Source organism: Mesorhizobium sp. M0184, assembly GCF_040322215.1.
Lineage (GTDB): Bacteria > Pseudomonadota > Alphaproteobacteria > Rhizobiales > Rhizobiaceae > Mesorhizobium.
Window position 1 is genome coordinate 82,037 of record NZ_JAMYSZ010000022.1, and the last position, 20,700, is coordinate 102,736.

The following is a 20,700-nucleotide window of genomic DNA, read 5'->3' on the forward strand; positions in this document are numbered from 1 at the left end:
TTCCTTGCCTCGGCTATTTCGTGAGAAAATTAGCTCGGGAAATAGTTAGGAAGATTCCTTACTATTGGCAAGCGCGAAAATCGCAGACGGCCGGCGAGGCCGCTGGAAAAGTGAGAGGCGCGGTTTTAGGGTGCCGTCAGATTCGACTGGTCCGAGGACGCGTTTTGACGATCACCATGTACGGCATCACCAATTGCGATACGGTCAAGAAGGCGCGTTCCTGGCTGGCGAGCCACGATGTTGCCTATCGCTTTCACGACTACAGGGCAGACGGCCTTGACGCGGATCGGCTGAACGGCTGGTCAGGCAAGGTCGGCTGGGAAATTCTGCTCAACAAGGCGAGCACAACGTTCCGTGAACTGTCGGACGAGGACAGACTGGGCCTGGACGAGAAGAAGGCCAAGGCGCTGATGCTGGCCAAACCGACGATGATCAAGCGTCCGGTGCTGGAACTTGGCGACAGGGTTCTCGTCGGGTTCAAGCCCGATGTTTATCAGCAGGCGGTGAGTGGGAAGTAGAACCGACCCGCCGCGATCCGTCGCGCCCCCCTCTGTCCTGCCGGACATCTCCCCCTCTGGTGGGGAGATTGGATGTCACTTCGGCTTTTGCTAGTCTCCAAAGAAGGGCGCTTTCGGCGAAGCTGCCAATCTCCCCCCTTGAGGGGGAGATGGCCGGCAGGCCAGAGGGGGGCGCTGTCCCGCCGGCGTGGCTAATTGATCCCACGTAAATAGCTCGCCAGTGCCACCGCATTGTTGTGCGCCTCGTCATGGGCGCCGTAGAGCAGCGTCACCTTGCCTTCACGGAGCAAGGCACGTAGTTCCGCCACCGCCTCGCCGTTCCGGTCGAGCTCATCGCGGTATCGCCGCTGGAACTCCGCCCAGCGCGCCGGCTCATGGCCGAACCATTTGCGCAACCCATTGCTTGGCGCGATGTCCTTTAGCCAGAGCGTCAGCGCCGCGTCCTCTTTGCGGACGCCGCGAGGCCATATGCGGTCGACGAGCACCCGCTGCCCGTCATCGGGCGCCGGCGGCTCATAGATGCGCTTGACCGCGAGCTCCATTGCCAACTCCGCATGGGCCAGCAGGCGCCGCTGCTTGCTGGCCTTCGTTTAGAGATCCCGGGCCTAAACCCACTCGCCCTTGCGCATCACCGGCACGCGGCTGCCGTCCTTATGGACACCGTCTGTGTCGATCTTGTCCGAGCCGATCATCCAGTCGATGTGGATGAAACTCTTGTTGCCGCCGCGCGCCGCGATCTCGTCCTGGCTGAGCGAGGCGCCGTCGACGAAGCACTTCGAATAGCACTGGCCGAGCGCGATGTGGCAGGCGGCGTTCTCGTCGAACAGCGTGTTGAAAAACAGCAGCCCGCTCTTGGCGATCGGCGAGGAATGCGGCACCAGCGCCACCTCGCCGAGACGGCGCGAGCCTTCGTCGGTATCGAGCACCTTTTGCAGCACATCCTCGCCCTTCGTGGCCTTGGCCTCGACAATGCGGCCCGCCTCGAAACGCACCGCAATGCCGTCGATCAGGGTACCCTGATAGGACAGCGGCTTGGTGCTGGTGACATGGCCTTCGACGCGCCTTGCATGCGGCGTGGTGAAAACCTCTTCGGTCGGGATGTTGGGGTTGCAGGTGATGCCGTTCTTGGCGGTCGAGGCGCCGCCCATCCACTCGTGGCCGTCGGCCAGCCCGACGGTCAGGTCGGTGCCGGGGCCGGTGAAATGCAGTGCGTGGAAATTGTGGCCGTTCAGCCATTCGGTGCGGCTCTTCAACGCCGCATTGTGCGCCGTCCAGTTGCCGATCGGGTCTTCGACATCCACGCGCGAGGCGGCAAAGATAGCGTCGGCGAGCTTGGCCACGGCGACGTCTTCGGCATCGTCCGGAAATACCTGCTTGGCCCAGGCCTCATCGGGATAAGCGACGATGTTCCAGTTGATGTCGAAGCCGGTGATCTTCTCCAGCGCCGGCTGGTAAGCCATCGAATTCGCCTTGTTGGCACGCGCCACCTTTGCCGGGTCCTGCGCCGAAAGCAGCGACGGATCCTCGCCGCGCACGGCAAGCCTCGCCGCATTGTTGGCGAAGGCTTTTGTCATGCCTTCATAGAGCCAGCCGGCGGCGCGGTCGAAGCCGGCGTCGGCGCCGTAGCGGAAGCGCGCGAGAGTGATCTCATCGTCGTTGAAGATCGGCGTCACCAGGCCCGCGCCTGCCTTGTAGGCGTGCTCGACGATCCGCCGCGTCAAAGGCAGCGCGGCAATAGACGAGGTCAGCACCAGATCCTGCCCCGGCTGCAATTGCAGCCCGACCTTGACGGCGACCTCCGCCAGCCTGTCGAGCTTCACCGGGTCGATGCTTGCGGAAACGCCGCGCGAATGTGTGGTCATGATCCTGCCTGCCGTGATTGGGGACTGTTTCTTACATAGACCGGCGCTGCCGACCTTTCCACTGTGATGTGCCGGCAGGTTTAGCGCGTGCTCTCGAGCGACCTGAACTGCGCCATCGTCGCCTCGATCTCTTCGCGGATCCAGGTCTTGAAATCCCTGACCTTACGGCTTTCGCTCTTGATGGCCGAGGTCACCAGCCAATAGCCGAGCCCGCTCTGGGCGCGTATGCCGAACGGCGCAACGAGACGGCCGTCGGCCAGCGCGTCGGCGGCCAGCAACTGCCAGCCGAGCATGACGCCGTGGCCGGCAATCGCCGATTCCAGGCACAGCATCGGATCGGTGAAGCGCGCGCCCTTCATGAAGGTGACAGGCTCCACTCCGGCCGCTTCGAACCAGCTCTCCCAACTGATCATCGATCTTTCGTCCGTGATCGCACAGGTCAAAGCAAGGTCCTCGATCGATTTCAGCTTGCTGGCGATCACCGGTGCACAGACCGGAAACACCTCCTGCGCCAGCAGCAATTCGGCCCGCCCGCCCGGCCATTTGCCGTCGCCGAGCCGAATGGCGACGTCGATGTCCGAACGATCGAGATCGGCAAGCCGCACCGAGGCATCGATGCGCAGAAGCACGTTCGGATGCCGGGCGAAATGCCGCGACAGCCGCGGCAGCAGCCATTTCGAGGCGAAAGCCGGCGCCACCGAAACCACCAGCGTGCACTCCGAGCTTTCATCGGCAAGCGCCACCGCCTGTGCGAGTTCGCGGAAGCCTGCGCTGAGCCGCGCGGTAAAGACGGTGCCGAATTCCGTCGCCACCAGGCCAGCTGGCGTTCGTTCGAATAGCGCCCGGCCGAGCTGCTTTTCTGTTCGGTTGATCTGCTGGCTGACGGCGCTGACCGAGACGTTGAGCTCGCCGGCCGCCGCCGCGAGCGAGCCCAGGCGGGCAACAGTTTCCACGGCGCGCAAGCCGTTGAGATGGACGCGGTTCAGAGTAGCCATACAGTTTTTCTAAACTGGAGCGGCTGAAATCTCAATTGCCAGACGCTAAGGAACGGCGGATTCTAAGTGGGCTACTCAGAGTGAGGAGGCAAATCCGATGAAGATTTTGTCATGGCTTGGCGCCTTTTCCCCGATCGGGGCGCAGCCGCACCGGGATGACAGCCAGGCCACCAGCTGGGTGACCGATCCGCTGTCGCATCCGGTGCTCGACACCATGTCGGAGCGCGAACTCGCCGACATGCCATTCAGGCTGACCGCGTGTCGTACCCGCTTCGAGACGGCGCCAAGGACCTGCTGCGGCTGAACAAGGATTTGCTGGCACTTCAGGTGAGCCGGCCGCCGACGCGGCTGCGCAACCCTTCTGGCCCAACAAAGGCGGATTGTCTCGCCGGCAGGCGCACCTATGGTGCACCGCGATGAACATCGCTTCGCCCTTGCGCCTCGCAATCGCCGGCATGATTGCCCTGGCCGTCGCCATGGGCATCGGCCGCTTCGTCTATACGCCGATCCTGCCCGGCATGATGGAAGAGCTCGGCCTGTCGCCGGCTGATGCCGGCTGGATCGCATCGGCCAATTATCTCGGCTACCTCGTCGGCGCGCTTGCCGCCACCGGCGGCTGGGCGCAAGGCCGCGAGCGCCAGCTGATGCTGGCCGGTCTTGCCGCCACCGCGATACTCGCCGGGCTGATGGGCCTGACCGGTACCATGCCCGGCTTTCTCCTCATCCGCTTTCTTGCCGGCCTCGCCAGTGCCTTCGTGCTGGTCTTCATGACCAGCATCGTTTTCGGCCACCTCGCCGCGGCCGGTAGAAACGACCTGCAGGCGCTGTATTTCGGCGGTGTCGGCCTCGGCATCGCGGCGTCCTCGGCGCTGTTGGCGCTCCTCGTCGCCGAACATGCCGGCTGGGCGGCGGGCTGGCTGTTGTCAGCGGTGATTTCGGCCTGCGGCTTTGCCGTCGTCGCCTTGCTGGCTGGCGGCACCTCGACCGCGAACAGCGTTGCCGGCCGCGAGCCGGCGCTGCCAAAAAACTCGTCATTGGTGAAGATCATTGTCGCCTACGGCCTGTTCGGCTTCGGCTACATCGTCACGGCAACGTTCCTGGTCGCGATCGTCCGGGAGGGCGGCGGCGGCCGCGTCTTCGAGGCTGTGGTCTGGATGGTCACCGGCCTTGCCGGTTTCCCATCGGTCTGGCTGTGGCAGAAGCTTACGGCCAGGATCGGGCTCTATGCCACCTATGCCCTGGGATGCCTCGTCGAAGTGATCGGCGTCAGCGCCAGCGTCGCCATGGGCGGGCGCACCGGGCCGCTGCTCGGCGGCCTTCTTGTCGGCGGCACCTTCATAGCCATCACCGCGCTTGGCCTGCAGGCCGGCAGGCAGCTTGCTCCGCAAGCACCACGCCGGATGCTGGCGGTAATGACGGCCGCCTTTGGCCTTGGCCAGATCATCGGCCCGATCGTCGCCGGGCTGCTTGCGCAGGCCTCGGGTAACTTTTTCCTTGCCTCGATCGTGGCCGCCGCCGTCCTGCTCGCTTCCGGCGCGATCGCCTGGTCGGCTGCGCCAAAATCGCCATGATTATGGTCTTGCTCGGCGCCGGGCGTTGGGCACGGGCATTTTCTTTCCCGCTAATGTGTGACTTTATGCCCGCTGAACCCGCTGATTTGCGCATCGACCGAGGATTTCGCCACAGTGTTCGTATCGTTTTTTCCGCAGCCGAAGCTCTTTTTCACCTCGGCCGCCGTCTGGAGTGCGGTCATGGTGGCCGTGTGGTTTCTCGGCGGCGACCAGCTAGGCGCTTTGGTCGGATTTCCCCTCCCTGCAGCGGACGCGGCGCCGATCATTGGCGTTTCCGTTTTCTGGTCGCCTCCGTTCCTTTGGTTCTACATCTATTTTACACTTGGTGTGCTGCTCTTTTACGCCTTCTGGCATTGGTATTCCCCGCACCCGTGGGACCGCTGGTCGATCCTTGGCAGCTCGCTGATCTTGTTCACGACCTATTTTCAGGTTCAGGTGAGTGTAGCGATCAATGCCTGGTACGGGCCGTTCTGGGATCTGATCCAGGGCATTGTGAGCAAAAGTGTGAAGGCCACAGAGTATGATGTTTATGCGCAGTTAATAACTTTCCTCGGCATCGCTCTGGTGGCTGTTACTGTTTACGTTCTGACAAATTTCTTTGTAAGCCATTGGGTGTTTCGCTGGCGGACAGCGATGAACGACTACTACATGTCCTATTGGCCTAGGGTGCGGAGCATCGAGGGAGCTTCCCAGCGCGTGCAGGAAGACACGATGCGCTTTTCAAAGATCATGGAAGATCTTGGGACCAGCTTTATTGATTCGATAATGACTTTGATCGCCTTCATGCCGATTTTGCTTGCCTACTCAAAGCACATTACGGCATTGCCTTTCATCGGTCAGGTGCCGCAGCCGTTGGTTTTGGCTGCGATCTTCTGGGCGATGTTTGGGACGGTATGCATTGCCACCGCCGGCATAAAGCTGCCCGGCTTGCAGTTTCGCAACCAGCGCGTCGAAGCCGCTTACCGCAAGGAACTTGTTTATGGTGAGGACGATCAGTCCCGAGCGCAGCCGCCGACCGTTTCCGAATTGTTCGGAAATGTGCGCCAGAACTACTTCCGGCTCTATTTCCACTACGTCTATTTCAATGTGGTCCGCTATCTCTACTTGCAACTAAATACCATATTCCCTCTTTTTTTGATGACTCCTTCGTTGGTCGCCGGAACCTTGACGTTGGGTCTCGTCAACCAGGTCAATTCCGCGTTCAGCCAAGTGACCAGCTCGTTCCAATATCTTGTTAATTCCTGGTCAACGATCGTTGAGCTCTTGTCAGTCCACAAGCGGCTGCGAGCGTTCGAAGCCACGATCAAGGGCGAGCCGCTGCCGGTGATCGATCAGCACTATCTAGAACGGGAACAAGCCGGGCTGCGTCCTGAGGACCAGCCGGCAAGCTAAGACTGGCGGGCGGCGGGCGCTTGCGGCTCAGCCGCCCACCGCCGCCTGCCTTTCTCCGCGCCGCGAAAGATAATCGCGAAAACTGATGCACTCGACGTCCGCCTGGACGCAGACCTCGCCGGCAAAGCGTTCCAGCGCGTTCCAGTAGGCGCCGTCATTCATCAGCGTGAAGTGGAAGCCGAGCTCAAGCGGAATGCGCTTGCCCTGGTATTGCGCATCGAAGGCGGCGCGGAACGCGTTATAGGTCCGGTCAGCGAACTCTTCTGCCATGCTCGGCCGCTCGAAGCCGCCGGAATGTCTGACATAGAGATTGTAATCCATGGCGATCACGCGCCTTGAGCTCGGCCCTTCCGGGATCTGCGGCAGCGAAAAGCGCGTGATGCCGTTGACGGTCGGCGGCTCGACCGGCCCACGCGAGACGCCGCTTGCGTCGAGCAGGAAACCGGCCGCGGGCAGCGCCTCGTAGAGCGCCTTGTTTGCCGACAGGTAGGGCGCGCGAAACCCGACCACCGATTTGCGGGCGAAATCGCGCCAGTCCTTCGGTTCAGGAGCAATGCCGTTGATCGAATAGGCGTTTTGGAGAATGTGCTTGAACGAGCCGAACTCGCTCAGCCAGTCGGCCTTGCTCCAGTCCTTGCCGTCGAAGTGCCCACAGCCATGGCTGCCGATGTCGTGGCCTTCCAACGCCGCAAGGTTGATCTGCTCGAGCCGCTCGGCGACTTCCTGTTTGGAAGCGGCGAAGCCGATATTCGATTTGCCTTCTGTCTTGCCGGGCGCGGTGTATTCCTTGCGTGTCTCGGGCGACAACAGGAACACGCAGGAGACGAAATAGGTGAAATGCGCACCTGTGCGTGCGGCCAGCGCCCGGCTGCGCTGCCACTGCGAAATGTCGCGGGCGCTGTCGAATGAGATGATGACGATCTGCTTCGGTTTTGCCGGCGGCGCCGGCGGGTCGGCAAAAGCCGCGCCGGTAGCAAACACGGCAATGGAAAACGCAACAACGCGGGACAAACGGGGCAAAGGCATCTGACCGGATCAAGGAATGTAGAAGCGACGCCTACCGGTGAAATATGGCACGGGTAGGATCGACCTGTACGGCCGCCGTTGGCCGCGACTGCCTCGTGAATAGGCGATTTTCCTGCCGAACCCCTTCCATGCCGGCAAAATTTCGCTAAAACGCGGGCTCATCAACCGCCCCGGCCGGGGCATGAATGGTTTTGATCCATGTCGGACGACAGTTTTATCCGCGAAGTCAACGAAGAGATTCGTCGCGAACAGGCGCATGCGCTGTGGGATCGTTTCGGTCCCGCCTTGCTCGTGCTGGCCGTGCTGGTGGTGCTCGGCACTGCCGCTGTCGTCGGCTACCGCTATTGGGACGAAACTCGCGCCAACCGCTCGGGCGATGCTTTTTCGCAGGCGCTCAAGCTTGCCAATGACGGGAAGAACGACGAGGCGCTTGCCGCTCTGGAGGCGTTGGAGAAGGACGGCTACGGCGCCTATCCGCTGCTCGCCCGCATGCGCGCGGCAACCGTCAAGGCGGACAAGGGTGACGTCGACGCCGCCGTCAAGGATTTCGACGAGGTCGCCGCCGACACCAAGATCCCCTCCGGCATTCGCGACATGGCTCGTCTCAGGGCAGCGCTGCTTCTGGTCGACCACGGCTCTTTCGCCGATGTCTCCAGCCGCGTCGAGGCGCTCACCGCCGACACCAACACGCTGCGCCATACGGCGCGCGAGGCGCTTGGCCTTGCCGCCTGGAAGGAAGGCAAGGCGGCGGATGCATTGAAGCTGTTCGACCAGATCGCCGCGGATGATGGCGCCCCGCGCAACACGCGCGAGCGGGCAACTTTGATGTCCGAGCTGATCCGCGGCTCGGGCGGCGTGTCGTGATAGTCCATGACCTTCAAAGTCGCCATCATCGGCCGGCCTAACGTCGGCAAATCGACCCTTTTCAATCGGCTGGTGGGAAGGAAGCTGGCGCTTGTCGACGACACGCCCGGCGTCACTCGCGATCGCCGCGTCCATGCCGCAAAGCTCTACGACCTGCATTTCGACGTCATCGACACCGCCGGCTTCGAGGATGCGGCTGCCTCGACGCTGCCCGGCCGCATGCGCGCCCAGACCGAGATCGCCATCCGCGAGGCCGACCTGATCTTTTTTACGATCGATGCCAAGTCCGGGCTGATGCCCGACGACAAGACGTTCGCCGAGATCGTGCGCAAGTCCGGCAAGCCGGTTGTCGTCGTTGCCAACAAGGCTGAGGCGCGCGGCGCCCAGGGCGGCATGCTGGAGGCCTGGGAGCTCGGCCTTGGCGAACCGATCCCGGTCTCGGCCGAACACGGCCAGGGGCTGCCCGATTTGCGCGACGCGGTGATCGCGGCACTTGGCGAGGCGCGCGCCTTCGGCGAGGACGAAGAGGCCGGCGAGGATGAGGTCGCCGCCAGCGAGGTGCTGATCGGCGAGGACATCACCGACCCGGACGCCGAGCCGAGCTATGACGACACCAAGCCGATGCGCATCGCCGTCGTCGGCCGCCCCAACGCCGGCAAGTCGACGCTGATCAACGCACTAATCGGCGAGGAGCGGCTGTTGACCGGCCCTGAGGCCGGCATCACTCGCGATTCCATCTCGGTCGACTGGGACTGGCATGGCCGCCGCTTAAAATTGTTCGACACCGCCGGCATGCGCCGCAAGGCCAGGATCCACGAAAAGCTCGAAGTGATGTCGGTGCAGGACGGCTTGCGCGCCATCCGCTTTGCCGAAATCGTCATCATCGTGCTCGACGCCACCATTCCCTTCGAGAAGCAGGATCTGCAGATCGCCGACCTGATCATCCGCGAGGGCCGTGCCCCGGTGATCGCCTTCAACAAATGGGACCTTGTCGATCATCCCCAGGAGTTGCTGGCCGAGCTGCGCGAAAAAACCGAGCGGCTGCTGCCGCAGGCGCGCGGCATGCAGGCGGTGCCGGTGTCGGCCGAGACCGGGCGTGGCCTCGACAAGCTGATGGATGCCGTCATCCGGACGCATCGAGTTTGGAACAGCCGTGTGTCGACCGGCAAGCTCAACCGCTGGCTGGAAGGCATCCTGGCGCATCATCCGCCGCCCGCCGTCGCCGGGCGTCGGCTGAAGATCAAATATGTCACGCAGGCCAAGACGCGGCCGCCGGGCTTCGTCGTCTCCTGCTCACGGCCGGATGCGATGCCGCAATCCTACGTCCGCTATCTCTCGAACAGCCTGCGCGAGGCTTTCGACATGCCCGGCGTGCCGATCCGCATCGCCTTGCGCACCTCGGACAATCCTTTCGCCGGCAAGGCAAAGAAGCGCCACTAGATCATCATTGGCGGAACCTTGCGAGACGTCGGCGGGACAGCGCCCCCCTCTGCCCTGCCGGGCATCTCCCCCACTTGGGGGGAGATTGGCCGTCCTCTCCGCTTTCGCCAATCTCCAACATTGAAAGAGGGGCGGGACGGCGAAGCTGCCAATCTCCCCCTCGTGGGGGAGATGTCCGGCAGGACAGAGGGGGGCGCGAAGGATCGCCAGCATTACTGGATTCTTCAACTGACGAAGTCATGGTTGCCTACAGCCAATCGCAAATGTTGATGGTCTGAGAACCCTGTTGGCAAACAATAAGATGGAGCGCCCTGCGGCCCTTTCGGCTCGTCGGCGTTAAGCTACGCTCCTTAGCTTTTCATAGGCTGGCGCATCTTTCGGCAACGCCTCCAACGCTGCCTGCAGCAGGATGTCGCCAAGCCGCGCTGCCACAGGGTCGGGCTCGGCCTCCTTGCGATGCAGGAATAGCGCCATCTTGGGCAAGGCGGGCAGCCCCGCGATCTCCGGCGTCATCGCCCTGACGGTGGCCGGCAGGCCGATATCGGTGCGGATCGTCAGTCCGAGCCCGGCGGCGACGGCTGCCCAGATGCCGCCAAGGCTCGGACTGGAGAAGGCCATCCGCCATGCCAGGCCGGCGCGGTCGAGCGTTTCGGTCGCCACGCTGCGCAGCAGGCACGGCGCTTCGAGCGCGACCAGCGGCAACGCCTCGCCATCGCGCAGGCTGGTCTCGATCTGTTTTGCCGGGCCGATCCAGCGCATCTGGACGTCGGCGACATGCCGGCTGTAGGGCAGCGTCGCGCCATTGTGCCAGGCAAGCGCGATATCGAGGCTGCCCGAAATGATCCGTTCGGCAAGCTCATGGCTGCGTGCGATCCTGGCCTCGATCTTGACCTTGGGATGGGCGCGGGCGAAGCGCCCGAGCACCTCCGGCAGCACCGCCTCGCCGAAATCCTCCTGTAGCCCAAGCCGCACCCAACCCTCCAGCTCGACATCGTGGATGGCGGAGGCGGCCTCGTCATTGAGCTCGATCAGCCGCCGCGCGTAGCCGAGCATGGTCTCGCCCGCGTCCGTCAGCGCCAGGCTACGCCCAGATTTGCGGAAGATCGGCGTCGCCGCCTGGTCCTCCAGCTTCTTCAATTGCGCACTGATTGCCGAGGTCGAGCGGCCGAGCCGGTCGGCGGCCTTGGCGAAGCTGCCCAGCTCCATGCCGGTGACGAAGCTGCGCAGGACTTCGAGATCGAATGTCACGCGTCGCATGCCAATAATCCTGATATTCGGGACATTACGTCAAAAACTTCCTGATATTCAGTACGAAGCTATGGCGGTAGAGAGAGAGCGCGTCAAGACCGAATGCAGCCGACCCATGCAGGAGCTGAACCATGTCCGCTGTCGCCACACGAGCAGATTGCAAACCGCTTCGCCCGGCCGCCGTTGCCGCCCCGTCAGAAGCGGCGGCACTTCGACCCAATCATCGCTGGAAGGTGCTGGGCATCGGCGTCGCCGCCAATGCCTGCTTTTCCGCGACCTTCTCCGGCATTCCGGCGACGGCGGTGTTCCTGCGCTCGGGCTACCATCTCTCCAATGGCGAACTCGGCCTGGCGCTTGGCCTTCTCGGCCTGGGCGTGGCGCTGAGCGAATTGCCGTGGGGGCTGCTGACCGATCGCTGGGGCGACCGCCGCGTGCTGCTGACGGGGCTCGGCGCAACCGCGGTTTGGCTGCTTGTCATGGCCGCGCTCGTCGTGCCGTCACCGGCCCATATTCCCGGCATCGCGCTTCTCGCCGCTGCCCTGCTGGTCACCGGATTGCTCGGCGGCAGCGTCAACGGCTCCAGCGGCCGCGCCATCATGGCCTGGTTCGGCGAAGGCGAGCGCGGCTTTGCCATGAGCATCAGGCAGACGGCGGTGCCGCTTGGCGGCGGGCTTGGCGCGCTCGTGCTGCCATCGCTCGCTTCAGCCCATGGCTTCACGGCAGTCTTCGGACTTCTGGCGGCTGCATCCGCGGTCTCGACCTCGCTCGCCTGGCGCTGGCTGCATCAGCCGCCGGCGCATGACGATGCCAATTCGGGCAGCTTGGCATTGTCGGCCGGCCCGGCGCCGCTGCGCAACCCGGCCGTCTGGCGCATCGCAACAGCCATCGGCCTGCTTTGCTTTCCGCAGGTGGCGGTGCTTACCTTTGCTCCCGTGTTCCTGCATGATTTCGCCGGCATGGGAACAGCCGTGATCAGCGCCAGCCTGGCTGCCGTGCAGGTCGGCGCCATGGTCATGCGCGTCTGGAGCGGCCGCTACACCGACCGTCACGGCAACCGCCGGTCGTTCCTGCGTCTGTGCAGCATGCTGAGCGTGGCCGCCTTCACCGTGCTTGCGGCGCTCGTCTTGTTTTCGGCCCAATTCTTGTCAGGCCAAGCGCCGATGCTGTCGCCGGCGATCGTTGCGGTGCTGGTCGTGGCCGGTATCTGCGTCTCCTCCTGGCATGGCGTCGCCTACACCGAGCTTGCGATGCTGGCCGGCGCCAGCCAGGCCGGAACGGCGCTCGGCCTCGCCAACAGCCTGGTCTTCATTGCCTTCTTCCTGGTGCCGATCGCCATTCCCGGGCTTCTCGTGCTCTGCTCGTGGGCAGGCGTCTGGTTGGGTGCGGCTATTTGCGCGCTGATCGCCTGGCCGATCTTTCTTCCGCCAACGGATAGCCGCAAAAGCGCCTGACTTCGACACGAGATGGGAAAACAACGTTCTAAGCTGTTAACGCCCCATCAAGGTTAATGCATCATTGTAGCTCTCCAGTGGGGTCCGTTGCGTTTCTGGAGAGTTCCGTGCATCGACGTGTTTTGACGCGGCTTATCGCCGCCGCCGGTGAGAAAAAGCGTTCCTTCCTCTCTCCCCTCGTTATTGGCCTTGGCATCTGGATCGGCTTTCCGACGGTCGCTGCCTATCAGGACATGACAAGCCTAGTCTCCGGCCTGGAGGCGCCGAGCGTCCGCTGGAACGCCTATGTCGAGAAATCCGTCGCCGGCTCCGTTCACGCCGCCGAAATGCCCTTCCTCGATTCCAGCAGCACCGGCTCGCTCTCCGGCTCCGGCGTCCAGTTGCCCGGCATCGGCGCCGTCTCGTTTCGCGGCAAGGGCGGCATCGCCGCCACGACGCCGGACGAGAACCGCATCACGCGTGCCGAAAAGAAGGGCCGCATCATCCAGGTCTCGCCCGTCTCGCCGCCGAAGAACTTCAACGCCGGCTCTATCTTCGAGCGCACCTCCTCGCTGCTCCGCCCAAGCATGGACAGCGGCCTGAGGATGGCCTTCGCCAAGCCCGAGATCAAAGGCAAGGAAATCCAGATCGCCGCCGCCTTCCACACGCGCGTCGACAAGAAGCCGGATCCCGGCGTGCCGGCGATGCTTGCCGCGCTGGTCAACAACGATCATCCCGACGTGCTGGCGACCGCCTACGCCTCGTCCGCTCCCGATTATGCACAGGCATCGCCTTTCGAGGCCTTGCTGCAGGACGAGGACCCGAACGATGGCCGCTTCATTCCGCCGCTGAGCAAGGGCGATCATTCCTGGATGCAGACGCCGCTGCCCGCGAGCGTCTTTTCCAAACCGGAGCAGGCCTGTCTCGCCAACGGCATCTATTTCGAGGCGCGCGGCGAAGCCGTGCGTGGCCAGGCCGCCGTCGCCCAGGTCATCCTCAACCGCGTCCGCAACCCGGCCTATCCGAACTCGATCTGCGGCGTCGTCTACCAGAACGACAACTGGTTCAACCGCTGCCAGTTTTCCTTCGCCTGCGACGGCCGGAAGAAGCGGATCGACAACGCCGCCGCCTACCAGACCGCACAGGATGTTGCCATGGCCGTTACAGCCGGTAAGATCTTCATTCCGGAAGTCGGCTCGTCGACCCATTATTATGCCAACTACGTCCATCCGGGCTGGGCGCGGACGATGCAGAAAATGACCAGGATCGGCCTGCACATCTTCTACCGCACCTATGGTGGCGGCTGGAGCTAAGTGCTCGGGCAGCCCTTGCATCTTTCGCGCGAGAGCGGCCGATCGAAGGCCCGTCGCCGTAGGGATTCGGGCGCAGCCCGCCAGCGACCGCGTCGGGCACGATGTCGCACCCAGGCAAGTAGCTGATTTATAACAAAAAAATACTTGAGCTTGAACGTCTGCCCGTGGCTTGACGGGCGCGGACCCTCTAACTATGTTGCCGGCGACTTTAAGAAGCGGACGGACGGTGACGGTCTGACCGGGCAGGGGGGTTGCGTGGCCGACAAGAATGGGCCAGACGGAACCGGCAAAACCGGCCGCGGCAAGCAGCATGAAGCCGACATCCGCGACGAGGATCTTGAGCGCCGCCGGCGCGAGCTTGAAGCATCGCTTGCGGCAAGACGACCGGACCGGCTCGAGGGGAAAGACGACGTGAAAGCGGGCAGTGCGGCCGGGTACGGCCAGGCGCTCAAGCTGTCCAGCGAGTTCATCGCCGGGATAGTGGTCGGTGCGGCTCTCGGCTGGTTTATCGATCGCGTGGCGGGGACATCGCCATGGGGTCTGATAGTCGGGCTGCTGCTGGGTTTTGGCGCCGGCGTGCTCAACGTCCTGCGTTCAGCCGGGCTTGTGTCGGAATTCGGAACGGGCGACAAGCCGCGCGATCCGAAAGAATGAATTGAGGCGCCGCATGCCGGCGCATTGAACAGGATACTGAAGCCGTCTGCGGCTTTGATGGGGATTTAAAGTGGCTGCTGACAAGGTCGATCCGATCCACCAATTCCAGATCCATCCGATCATTCCGATTCACATCGGCGGCTACGACTTGTCTTTCACCAATTCGGCTCTGTTCATGCTTGCGACGGTTGCTGTCGCATCGGCGTTTCTCTACCTCAGCACGTCGAGCCGCAGCCTCGTCCCGGGCCGCCTTCAGTCGGTCTCGGAAATGGCCTATGAATTTGTCGGCAATATGCTGAGGGACGCCGCGGGCACGCAAGGCATGAAGTTCTTCCCCTTCGTGTTCTCGCTGTTCATGTTCGTGCTTGTCGCCAACCTGCTTGGCCTGTTCCCGTATTTCTTCACCGTCACCAGCCACATCATCGTCACCTTCGGCCTCGCTGCGCTGGTGATCGGAACCGTGATCGTCTACGGCTTCATGAAGCACGGTCTCGGCTTCCTGAAGCTGTTCGTGCCGAAAGGCGTGCCCATTGTGATGATGTTGCTTGTCGTTCCGATCGAAGTGATTTCCTTCGTCTCGCGCCCGGTCAGCCTCTCGGTTCGTCTCTTCGCCAATATGTTGGCCGGCCACATCACGCTGAAGGTGTTTTCGGGATTCGTCGTCAGCCTCAGCGCTCTCGGCACGCTTGGCATTGCGGGTTCGGTCCTGCCGCTGGCGATGGCCGTGGCTTTGACGGCTCTGGAGTTGCTCGTGGCGCTTTTGCAGGCCTACGTCTTCGCCGTGCTGACCTGCATGTATCTTAACGACGCCCTGCACCCTTCGCACTGATTTAGAGTTTCCGGCATTGCCGCCGGATGGAATCGCAACGGAATTTTAGATCCAAAGGAGTTGAATAAATGGACGCAGAAGCAGCAAAGTACATCGGCGCCGGCATCGCATGCCTCGGCATGGGCGGCGCGGGCATTGGCCTCGGCAACATCTTCGGCAGCTATCTGGCGGGCGCGCTGCGCAACCCGTCGGCCGCCGACGGCCAGTTCGGCCGCCTGATCTTCGGCTTCGCCGTGACCGAGGCGCTGGGTATTTTCTCGCTTCTCATCGCGCTTCTCGCCCTGTTCGGCTGAATGCTTGTTCGGCTGAACATTGGCAAGAATTGAACAGGCCGGCCGCGATCCTGCGGCGGGCCTGAATTTCGGGGATAGCCCATGTTCGTGACATCTGCCTTTGCGCAAGAGTCCGCGCCCGCCGTCGAAGGCGGCAGCGCTGGGACCGGCGTGCCCGCCGAGGCGCACGGCACGTTTCCGCCATTCAATCCGGCGACGTACCCGTCACAGCTACTGTGGCTGGCAATCACCTTCGGGCTGTTTTATCTCTTCTTGAAACGGGTGGTGATGCCGCGCGTTGGCGGCATCATCGACGTGCGCAACGACCGCATCACGCAGGATCTCGATCATGCTGCCCGGCTGAAAGGCGAGGCCGATGCCGCCGTTGCCGCTTATGAGCAGGAATTGGCGGAAGCCAAGGGCAAGGCCAATGCGATCGGCCAGCAGGCCAACGATGCGGCCAAGGCGGAAGCCGAAGCTGCCCGCAAGACGATCGAGGCAGCGCTTGACCAGAAGCTTGGCGAGGCCGAGGCGCGCATATCTTCCATCAAGGCCAATGCCATGAAGGAAGTCGGCACGATCGCCGAGGACACCGCTTCGGCCATCGTCGAGGCGCTTGTCGGCGGCAAGGCCAGCAAGGCCGAAATCGCGGCCGCGGTCAAATCCGTGGCCGGGTGAGGAGCGCATCATGGACGCCACATCTCTCGCGACGCTTTGGGCAACGGTTGCCCTCGTAATCTTCCTCGGCATCGCCATCTACATCAAGGTGCCGGGCATGATCGCCAAGGCGCTCGATGCGCGTGCCGACAAGATCAGCAGCGAGCTCGAGGAAGCGCGCCGGTTGCGCGAGGAGGCCCAGCAGCTGCTTGGCCAATACCAGCGCAAGCGCAAGGAAGCCGAGCAGGAGGCCGCGGCCATCGTCGCCGCCGCCAAGCGTGAAGCCGACATGCTTGCCGCCGAGGCGCACAAGAAGACCGAGGACTATGTCGCCCGGCGTACCGCCTTGGCCGAGCAGAAGATCGGCCAGGCGGAGCGCGAAGCAATCGGCGAAGTGCGCGCCAGCGCCGTCGATATCGCGGTGGAAGCCGCGCGCGCGCTGCTGGCCGGCAAGATCGACGCCAAGGCCGGCGCCGACCTGTTCAACGCCTCCCTGCAGGATTTGAAGTCGAAGCTGAACTGAACGGCTACATCGACAAGTCATCGAAAGCCGCCTGGGAAACCTGGCGGCTTTTTCTGTGGGCGAAAGCGGCTGAGCGCGTAATCTCCCCCCTCGAGGGGGAGATGGCCGGCAGGCCAGAGGGGGTCGCCGCGCGTGAAGCGCCAGCCTTCTCTTTCGTCCCGCATGGCGTCGCGCCAGGACGTACCGACCCCCTCTGTCGCCTTTGGCGACATCTCCCCCTCGAGGGGGGAGATCACACCTAGCCGAATCGCTCAATCCAAACCCGAGAAACCCTCTTCCTCCAGCACCTCGGTGCCGCCGAACCGGAACGGCGCGAAGGAGGCGCGGTGCAGCCGCGCCACCGGCCCGTGCAGATCGATCGCCGTGCGATGGCGCACAGTGGCGTAGCCCATATGCAGTTCGAAGCCGTAACGCGCATGATGGCTGCCGCAGCCGCACATCATGCGGTCGCGGATCACCTTGGCGACGATCGAGGCTGCGGCGATCGACTGCGAGCGCTGGTCGCCCTTGATCAGTGCTTTGCCCTCGCAGGGCAGGCCGGGCGGCACGTCGCGGCCGTCGGCCAGCGCCAGCTTCGGCCGGATTGACAGGCCGGCCACGGCACGGCGCATCGCCTCCAGGCTGGCCTTGAGGATGTTGGAGGCATCGATGCCTTCGGCACTGACCGATGCCATCGATACGGCGAGTGCGGAGCCGAGGATTTTCAGGAACAGCGCCTCACGCTGCAAATGCGTCAGCCGCTTGGAATCGTCGAGGCCGTCGGGGATGTTGGCGGGATCGAGCACCACCGCTGCCGCCACCACCGGCCCGGCGAGCGGGCCGCGGCCGGCCTCGTCCATCCCCGCCACCGGCCACAGGCCTTCGGCCATCGCCCTCGTCTCGAACGAGAAGTCGGGTTTCTCGACGATTTCGAAGAGAAGCGGAGAATCGGAACGCGGGCGAGCCATGGTGCGGCGAGGTTCGCATCGGCTCCGATTCTCCGCAAGTCCCCTCCGGGTCGGGCGGGGCACCGGACCAGGAGGGGGCTACCGTCTGCAAGCCCGGGGACAGGACAGGCCGGACGGGATTTTTCGCCTGCTGCGGCCGCTTCAAGCGGCTGGCGCGAGACGCTTTGTCACAGCAGCATCAGCTGCTCGGTTGCCTTGGCAGCGGGGACGAACTGGTCGGTCCTCAGCGAGCGCCGCTCGGCATTGAGGCCGAGCCGTTTGGCGGCGATCTCGAAGCGCCGGCCAATCTGCCAGGCATACGGGCCGGAGCCTTTCATGCGCTTGCCCCATTCCGAATCGTAGTCCTTGCCGTCGCGCATCGACCGGATCAGCGACATGACGTGGCGATAGCGGTCGGGATAGTGGCGCAGCAGCCAGTCCTTGAAGATTGGCGCGACCTCCAGCGGCAGGCGCAGCAGCACATAGCCGGCCTCGCGTGCGCCCGCTGCCTGTGCCGAATCGAGGATGCGCTCCATTTCCGGGTCGGTCAGTCCGGGGATGATCGGCGCGACCATCACCGAGGCCGGAATGCCGGCGTCCGAAAGCTGCCTGATCGCCTCCAGCCGCTTGGTCGGCGTCGACGCGCGTGGCTCCATGGTGCGCGCCAGCATGCGGTCGAGCGTCGTCACCGACAATGCCACCTTGGCCAGCCCGCGTTCGGCCATGCGTGACAGAATGTCGATATCGCGTGTCACCAGCGCCGATTTGGTGACGATGCCGACCGGATGGCCGCGCGCCTCCAGCACTTCGAGGATCTCGCGCATGATCCGGTATTGCTTCTCGATCGGCTGATAAGGATCGGTGTTGGTGCCGATGGCGATGGTGCGCGGCTGGTAATTATCCCTGGACAATTCCTTGTCGAGCAGCCGGGCCGCATCCGGCTTGGCAAACAGCTTTGATTCGAAATCCAGCCCCGGCGACAGGCCCATGAAGCTGTGCGTCGGCCGCGCGAAACAATAGACGCAGCCATGTTCGCAGCCACGATAGGGGTTGATCGAGCGGTCGAAGGAGATGTCGGGCGATTCGTTGCGGGTGATGATGGTGCGCGGCTTCTCGACCTGTACCTCGGTCTTGAACGGCGGCAGCTCCTCCAGCGAATTCCAGCCGTCGTCGAACACATGCCGGCTGACCGGCTCGAAACGGCCTGACGGATTGATGCCCGCCGACCTGCCGCGATTGCGGTCGGGACGGACGCGCATGCCGCTCTGCTCGATCATCGCATTCGCCATCTCGGCCCTGCCAGCGCCGAAGGCTGCAATATCGGCACGCACGATCTGTTCCATCTTGGCCCTTTCCCAGGGACTGTCCGCCCGCTGTCGAATCGCTCTGCTCATGAATGTATTCCTATCGCATTGATGAGAACAAAGCAAGAACTTTCTCGCGGCGCGCCGCAAAAACTGGCGCTGCCCACCGCTTTCCGCTATTCGGCTAAACATGCTCAGCGTCCTGATCGAAACCCTGAATGACGAGGAGGGCCTTGCCCGCACGCTCGCCTCGCTGATCGGCGGCGCGGTCGAAGGCGTGGTGCGCGACGTTCTCGTCTGCGACACCGGCTCGACCGATCAGACGCACCGCGTCGCCGAACATGCCGGGTGCCACTATGTCAGCGGCGGCATCGCCGCCGGCATCAGGCAGGCCAAGGGCGACTGGCTGCTTTTGCTGGAACCGGGCGCGCGGCTGGGAGAGGGCTGGATCGACGAGGTCGTCGCCCATACCGCCAGGCAAACCATGGCGGCGCGGTTCTCGCGGGCACGCGGCAGCCGCGCGCCGTTCCTGTCGCGCGTCTTTGCCGGAAATCGCGCTCTCGCCGAAGGCTTGGTGATCAGCAAGCGTCAGGCCGCCGCGCTGTCGAAGAATGCCCGCAGCGCCGAAGCGATCGCCCGCGGCCTGGCGACCAGGAGGCTCCACGCCGAGATCTGGGTCGCGCCGCGGAAGTGACGGCTTACCGTGCCGGTTCAGGGAACCCCGCCCAAACAAATTTTCTGGCGGGTCGTCGTTTATTGTGCATTGCACAAAATCTGGCCGGGGGTTACCATTCCCAGCGATATGGGCGAATAGGGTTTGGGGTGTGCCGGAGCGGCGACGACTAACGTCGATGCTGTTCCCTCGACATTTTGAGGACCCCGATGACCCTTTCAAGCCCTGACAAGTCCGGCGCTGCAAGCCTCGAGGCGATCGCACGAAACGGCGGCACGCTGCGCCGCATCGCCGCCCGCATCCCGACCTATCTTTCCGACCTTCGCGAGAATCCGGCATGGCTGCCGATGTTCATGCTGGCCCGCACCATGCCGGCGCGGCGGCTGCACTGGCGCGGTGCAAAGCCCGTTCGGCCGGCGCGCAACGTCGGTGAAACGATGTTCGCCGGCGTCGATCGCGATGCCGTCGTCGGCGCGCTGCGCACCGAGGGGCTCTATTCGGGCCTGATGCTGCCGGCCGCCATCCATGAGGAGATCGCCCGCTTCGCCGAGCGCACGCCATGCTTCGGCAATTTCGACCGCCGGCTGGAATTCCTGCCCGAAAAACACGCCGATGCCGAAAAGCATTTCGGCCGTCCGCTGCTCAGCGGCCATTATTTCGAGCGGGTCCTCGACTGCAGCGCTGCGGTCGCCGTGCAGCGCGATCCGCTGCTTCTCGATATCGCAGCGCACTATCTCGGCAGTCAGGCCAAGCTGATCACCACCCGCGTCTGGTGGAGCTTTCCGACCGGTGGCGTCTCGGACGCCGACAAGAACATGGCCTCGCTCGGCAAATACCATTTCGACCTCGACGACTGGCGCATGCTGAAGTTTTTCTTCTACCTGGTGCCGGTCGACAACGACACCGGGCCGCATGTCTATGTCCGCGGCTCCCACAACCGCCGCATCCTGAAGCACCAGCTGACGCTGCTGGTCGGCCATTCGGCGGAAGAGGTGCTGGGCGTCTACGGCGAGCAGAGCCCGGTCACGCTGACCGGGCAGGCCGGCCTCGGCTTTGTCGAGGATCCGTTCGGCTTCCATATGGGGACCGTGCCGACGCGCACACCGCGGCTGATGATGGAAGTCGGCTTCGGCGTGTCGCCGCCGTCGCGCCGGCGTTTTCACGGCGAGCCGGTCATTCGCTAAACCGAGGTCGCTTGGCTGA

General features: G+C 63.7%; 22 protein-coding genes. 15 read left to right on the forward strand and 7 right to left on the reverse strand.

What is annotated here, in order from left to right; translation table 11 throughout:
• Nucleotides 1–164: 164 nt before the first annotated feature.
• Nucleotides 165–518: an ArsC family reductase gene (locus NKJ23_RS23765; protein WP_352569430.1), complete on the forward strand. Its 354-nt coding sequence runs from the start codon at nucleotides 165–167 to the stop codon at nucleotides 516–518.
• 191 nt (nucleotides 519–709) lie between these two features.
• Here NKJ23_RS23765 and NKJ23_RS23770 read toward each other — a convergent pair whose 3' ends face one another.
• From NKJ23_RS23770 to NKJ23_RS23780, 3 genes are all read right to left on the reverse strand, one after another.
• Complete coding sequence (locus NKJ23_RS23770; protein WP_352569431.1) at nucleotides 710–1,066, reverse strand: DUF488 domain-containing protein; 357 nt, start codon at nucleotides 1,064–1,066, stop codon at nucleotides 710–712.
• A 57-nt stretch (nucleotides 1,067–1,123) separates the two neighbouring features.
• Entirely contained in the window at nucleotides 1,124–2,380 is a 1,257-nt protein-coding gene (locus tag NKJ23_RS23775) for an aminopeptidase (protein ID WP_352682781.1), read from the reverse strand.
• 80 nt (nucleotides 2,381–2,460) lie between these two features.
• Entirely contained in the window at nucleotides 2,461–3,375 is a 915-nt protein-coding gene (locus tag NKJ23_RS23780) for a LysR substrate-binding domain-containing protein (RefSeq protein WP_352569433.1), read from the reverse strand.
• Between the two features lie 97 nt (nucleotides 3,376–3,472).
• Here NKJ23_RS23780 and NKJ23_RS23785 point away from each other — a divergent pair, with 97 nt between their 5' ends.
• From NKJ23_RS23785 to sbmA, 3 genes are all read left to right on the forward strand, one after another.
• Nucleotides 3,473–3,679, forward strand: a complete 207-nt coding sequence (locus NKJ23_RS23785; protein WP_023674059.1) for a hypothetical protein — start codon at nucleotides 3,473–3,475, stop codon at nucleotides 3,677–3,679.
• Between the two features lie 112 nt (nucleotides 3,680–3,791).
• Nucleotides 3,792–4,946, forward strand: a complete 1,155-nt coding sequence (locus NKJ23_RS23790; RefSeq protein ID WP_352682783.1) for a YbfB/YjiJ family MFS transporter — start codon at nucleotides 3,792–3,794, stop codon at nucleotides 4,944–4,946.
• A gap of 114 nt (nucleotides 4,947–5,060) precedes the next feature.
• Nucleotides 5,061–6,338, forward strand: a complete 1,278-nt coding sequence (sbmA, locus tag NKJ23_RS23795; RefSeq protein ID WP_352449943.1) for a peptide antibiotic transporter SbmA — start codon at nucleotides 5,061–5,063, stop codon at nucleotides 6,336–6,338.
• A 27-nt stretch (nucleotides 6,339–6,365) separates the two neighbouring features.
• Here the strand turns inward: sbmA and NKJ23_RS23800 are convergent, their stop codons facing one another.
• Entirely contained in the window at nucleotides 6,366–7,358 is a 993-nt protein-coding gene (locus NKJ23_RS23800; protein ID WP_352682814.1) for a polysaccharide deacetylase family protein, read from the reverse strand.
• Nucleotides 7,359–7,562: 204 nt separating this feature from the next.
• On the opposite strand from NKJ23_RS23800, the gene NKJ23_RS23805 reads away from it, so the two are divergent.
• Both NKJ23_RS23805 and der read left to right on the forward strand, forming a co-directional pair.
• Nucleotides 7,563–8,228 carry a tetratricopeptide repeat protein gene (locus NKJ23_RS23805; RefSeq protein ID WP_352682785.1) on the forward strand — a complete coding sequence of 222 codons (666 nt, stop codon included), beginning with the start codon at nucleotides 7,563–7,565 and terminating at the stop codon, nucleotides 8,226–8,228.
• Between the two features lie 6 nt (nucleotides 8,229–8,234).
• On the forward strand, nucleotides 8,235–9,668 hold the full coding sequence (der, locus tag NKJ23_RS23810) for a ribosome biogenesis GTPase Der (RefSeq protein ID WP_352682787.1): 1,434 nt from the start codon (nucleotides 8,235–8,237) through the stop codon (nucleotides 9,666–9,668).
• Nucleotides 9,669–10,004: 336 nt separating this feature from the next.
• On the opposite strand, the gene NKJ23_RS23815 is transcribed toward der, so the two are convergent.
• On the reverse strand, nucleotides 10,005–10,925 hold the full coding sequence (locus NKJ23_RS23815) for a LysR substrate-binding domain-containing protein (protein WP_352682790.1): 921 nt from the start codon (nucleotides 10,923–10,925) through the stop codon (nucleotides 10,005–10,007).
• Nucleotides 10,926–11,047: 122 nt separating this feature from the next.
• On the opposite strand from NKJ23_RS23815, the gene NKJ23_RS23820 reads away from it, so the two are divergent.
• From NKJ23_RS23820 to NKJ23_RS23850, 7 genes are all read left to right on the forward strand, one after another.
• Nucleotides 11,048–12,367 (forward strand): MFS transporter, encoded by a 1,320-nt coding sequence (locus tag NKJ23_RS23820; protein WP_352682792.1) that lies wholly within the window; start codon nucleotides 11,048–11,050, stop codon nucleotides 12,365–12,367.
• A 107-nt stretch (nucleotides 12,368–12,474) separates the two neighbouring features.
• On the forward strand, nucleotides 12,475–13,659 hold the full coding sequence (locus NKJ23_RS23825) for a cell wall hydrolase (RefSeq protein ID WP_352682794.1): 1,185 nt from the start codon (nucleotides 12,475–12,477) through the stop codon (nucleotides 13,657–13,659).
• Nucleotides 13,660–13,914: 255 nt separating this feature from the next.
• Entirely contained in the window at nucleotides 13,915–14,313 is a 399-nt protein-coding gene (locus tag NKJ23_RS23830) for an AtpZ/AtpI family protein (protein ID WP_352682796.1), read from the forward strand.
• A gap of 70 nt (nucleotides 14,314–14,383) precedes the next feature.
• Entirely contained in the window at nucleotides 14,384–15,142 is a 759-nt protein-coding gene (locus tag NKJ23_RS23835; RefSeq protein ID WP_352449933.1) for a F0F1 ATP synthase subunit A, read from the forward strand.
• Nucleotides 15,143–15,210: 68 nt separating this feature from the next.
• Nucleotides 15,211–15,435: a F0F1 ATP synthase subunit C gene (locus tag NKJ23_RS23840; RefSeq protein WP_006206606.1), complete on the forward strand. Its 225-nt coding sequence runs from the start codon at nucleotides 15,211–15,213 to the stop codon at nucleotides 15,433–15,435.
• Between the two features lie 81 nt (nucleotides 15,436–15,516).
• Nucleotides 15,517–16,092, forward strand: a complete 576-nt coding sequence (locus NKJ23_RS23845) for a F0F1 ATP synthase subunit B (protein ID WP_352579869.1) — start codon at nucleotides 15,517–15,519, stop codon at nucleotides 16,090–16,092.
• Nucleotides 16,093–16,102: 10 nt separating this feature from the next.
• Nucleotides 16,103–16,594, forward strand: coding sequence for a F0F1 ATP synthase subunit B (locus NKJ23_RS23850; protein WP_023674071.1), 492 nt, complete (start codon nucleotides 16,103–16,105; stop codon nucleotides 16,592–16,594).
• 251 nt (nucleotides 16,595–16,845) lie between these two features.
• On the opposite strand, the gene rnhB is transcribed toward NKJ23_RS23850, so the two are convergent.
• Nucleotides 16,846–17,541: a ribonuclease HII gene (gene rnhB / locus NKJ23_RS23855; RefSeq protein ID WP_352682799.1), complete on the reverse strand. Its 696-nt coding sequence runs from the start codon at nucleotides 17,539–17,541 to the stop codon at nucleotides 16,846–16,848.
• Between the two features lie 167 nt (nucleotides 17,542–17,708).
• A complete protein-coding gene (locus NKJ23_RS23860) occupies nucleotides 17,709–18,863 on the reverse strand; it encodes a PA0069 family radical SAM protein (protein WP_254818651.1) in 1,155 nt (384 codons plus the stop codon).
• A 151-nt stretch (nucleotides 18,864–19,014) separates the two neighbouring features.
• On the opposite strand from NKJ23_RS23860, the gene NKJ23_RS23865 reads away from it, so the two are divergent.
• Both NKJ23_RS23865 and NKJ23_RS23870 read left to right on the forward strand, forming a co-directional pair.
• On the forward strand, nucleotides 19,015–19,518 hold the full coding sequence (locus NKJ23_RS23865) for a glycosyltransferase (RefSeq protein ID WP_292664385.1): 504 nt from the start codon (nucleotides 19,015–19,017) through the stop codon (nucleotides 19,516–19,518).
• A gap of 188 nt (nucleotides 19,519–19,706) precedes the next feature.
• Nucleotides 19,707–20,681, forward strand: coding sequence for a phytanoyl-CoA dioxygenase family protein (locus NKJ23_RS23870; RefSeq protein WP_352682801.1), 975 nt, complete (start codon nucleotides 19,707–19,709; stop codon nucleotides 20,679–20,681).
• Nucleotides 20,682–20,700 lie beyond the last annotated feature (19 nt).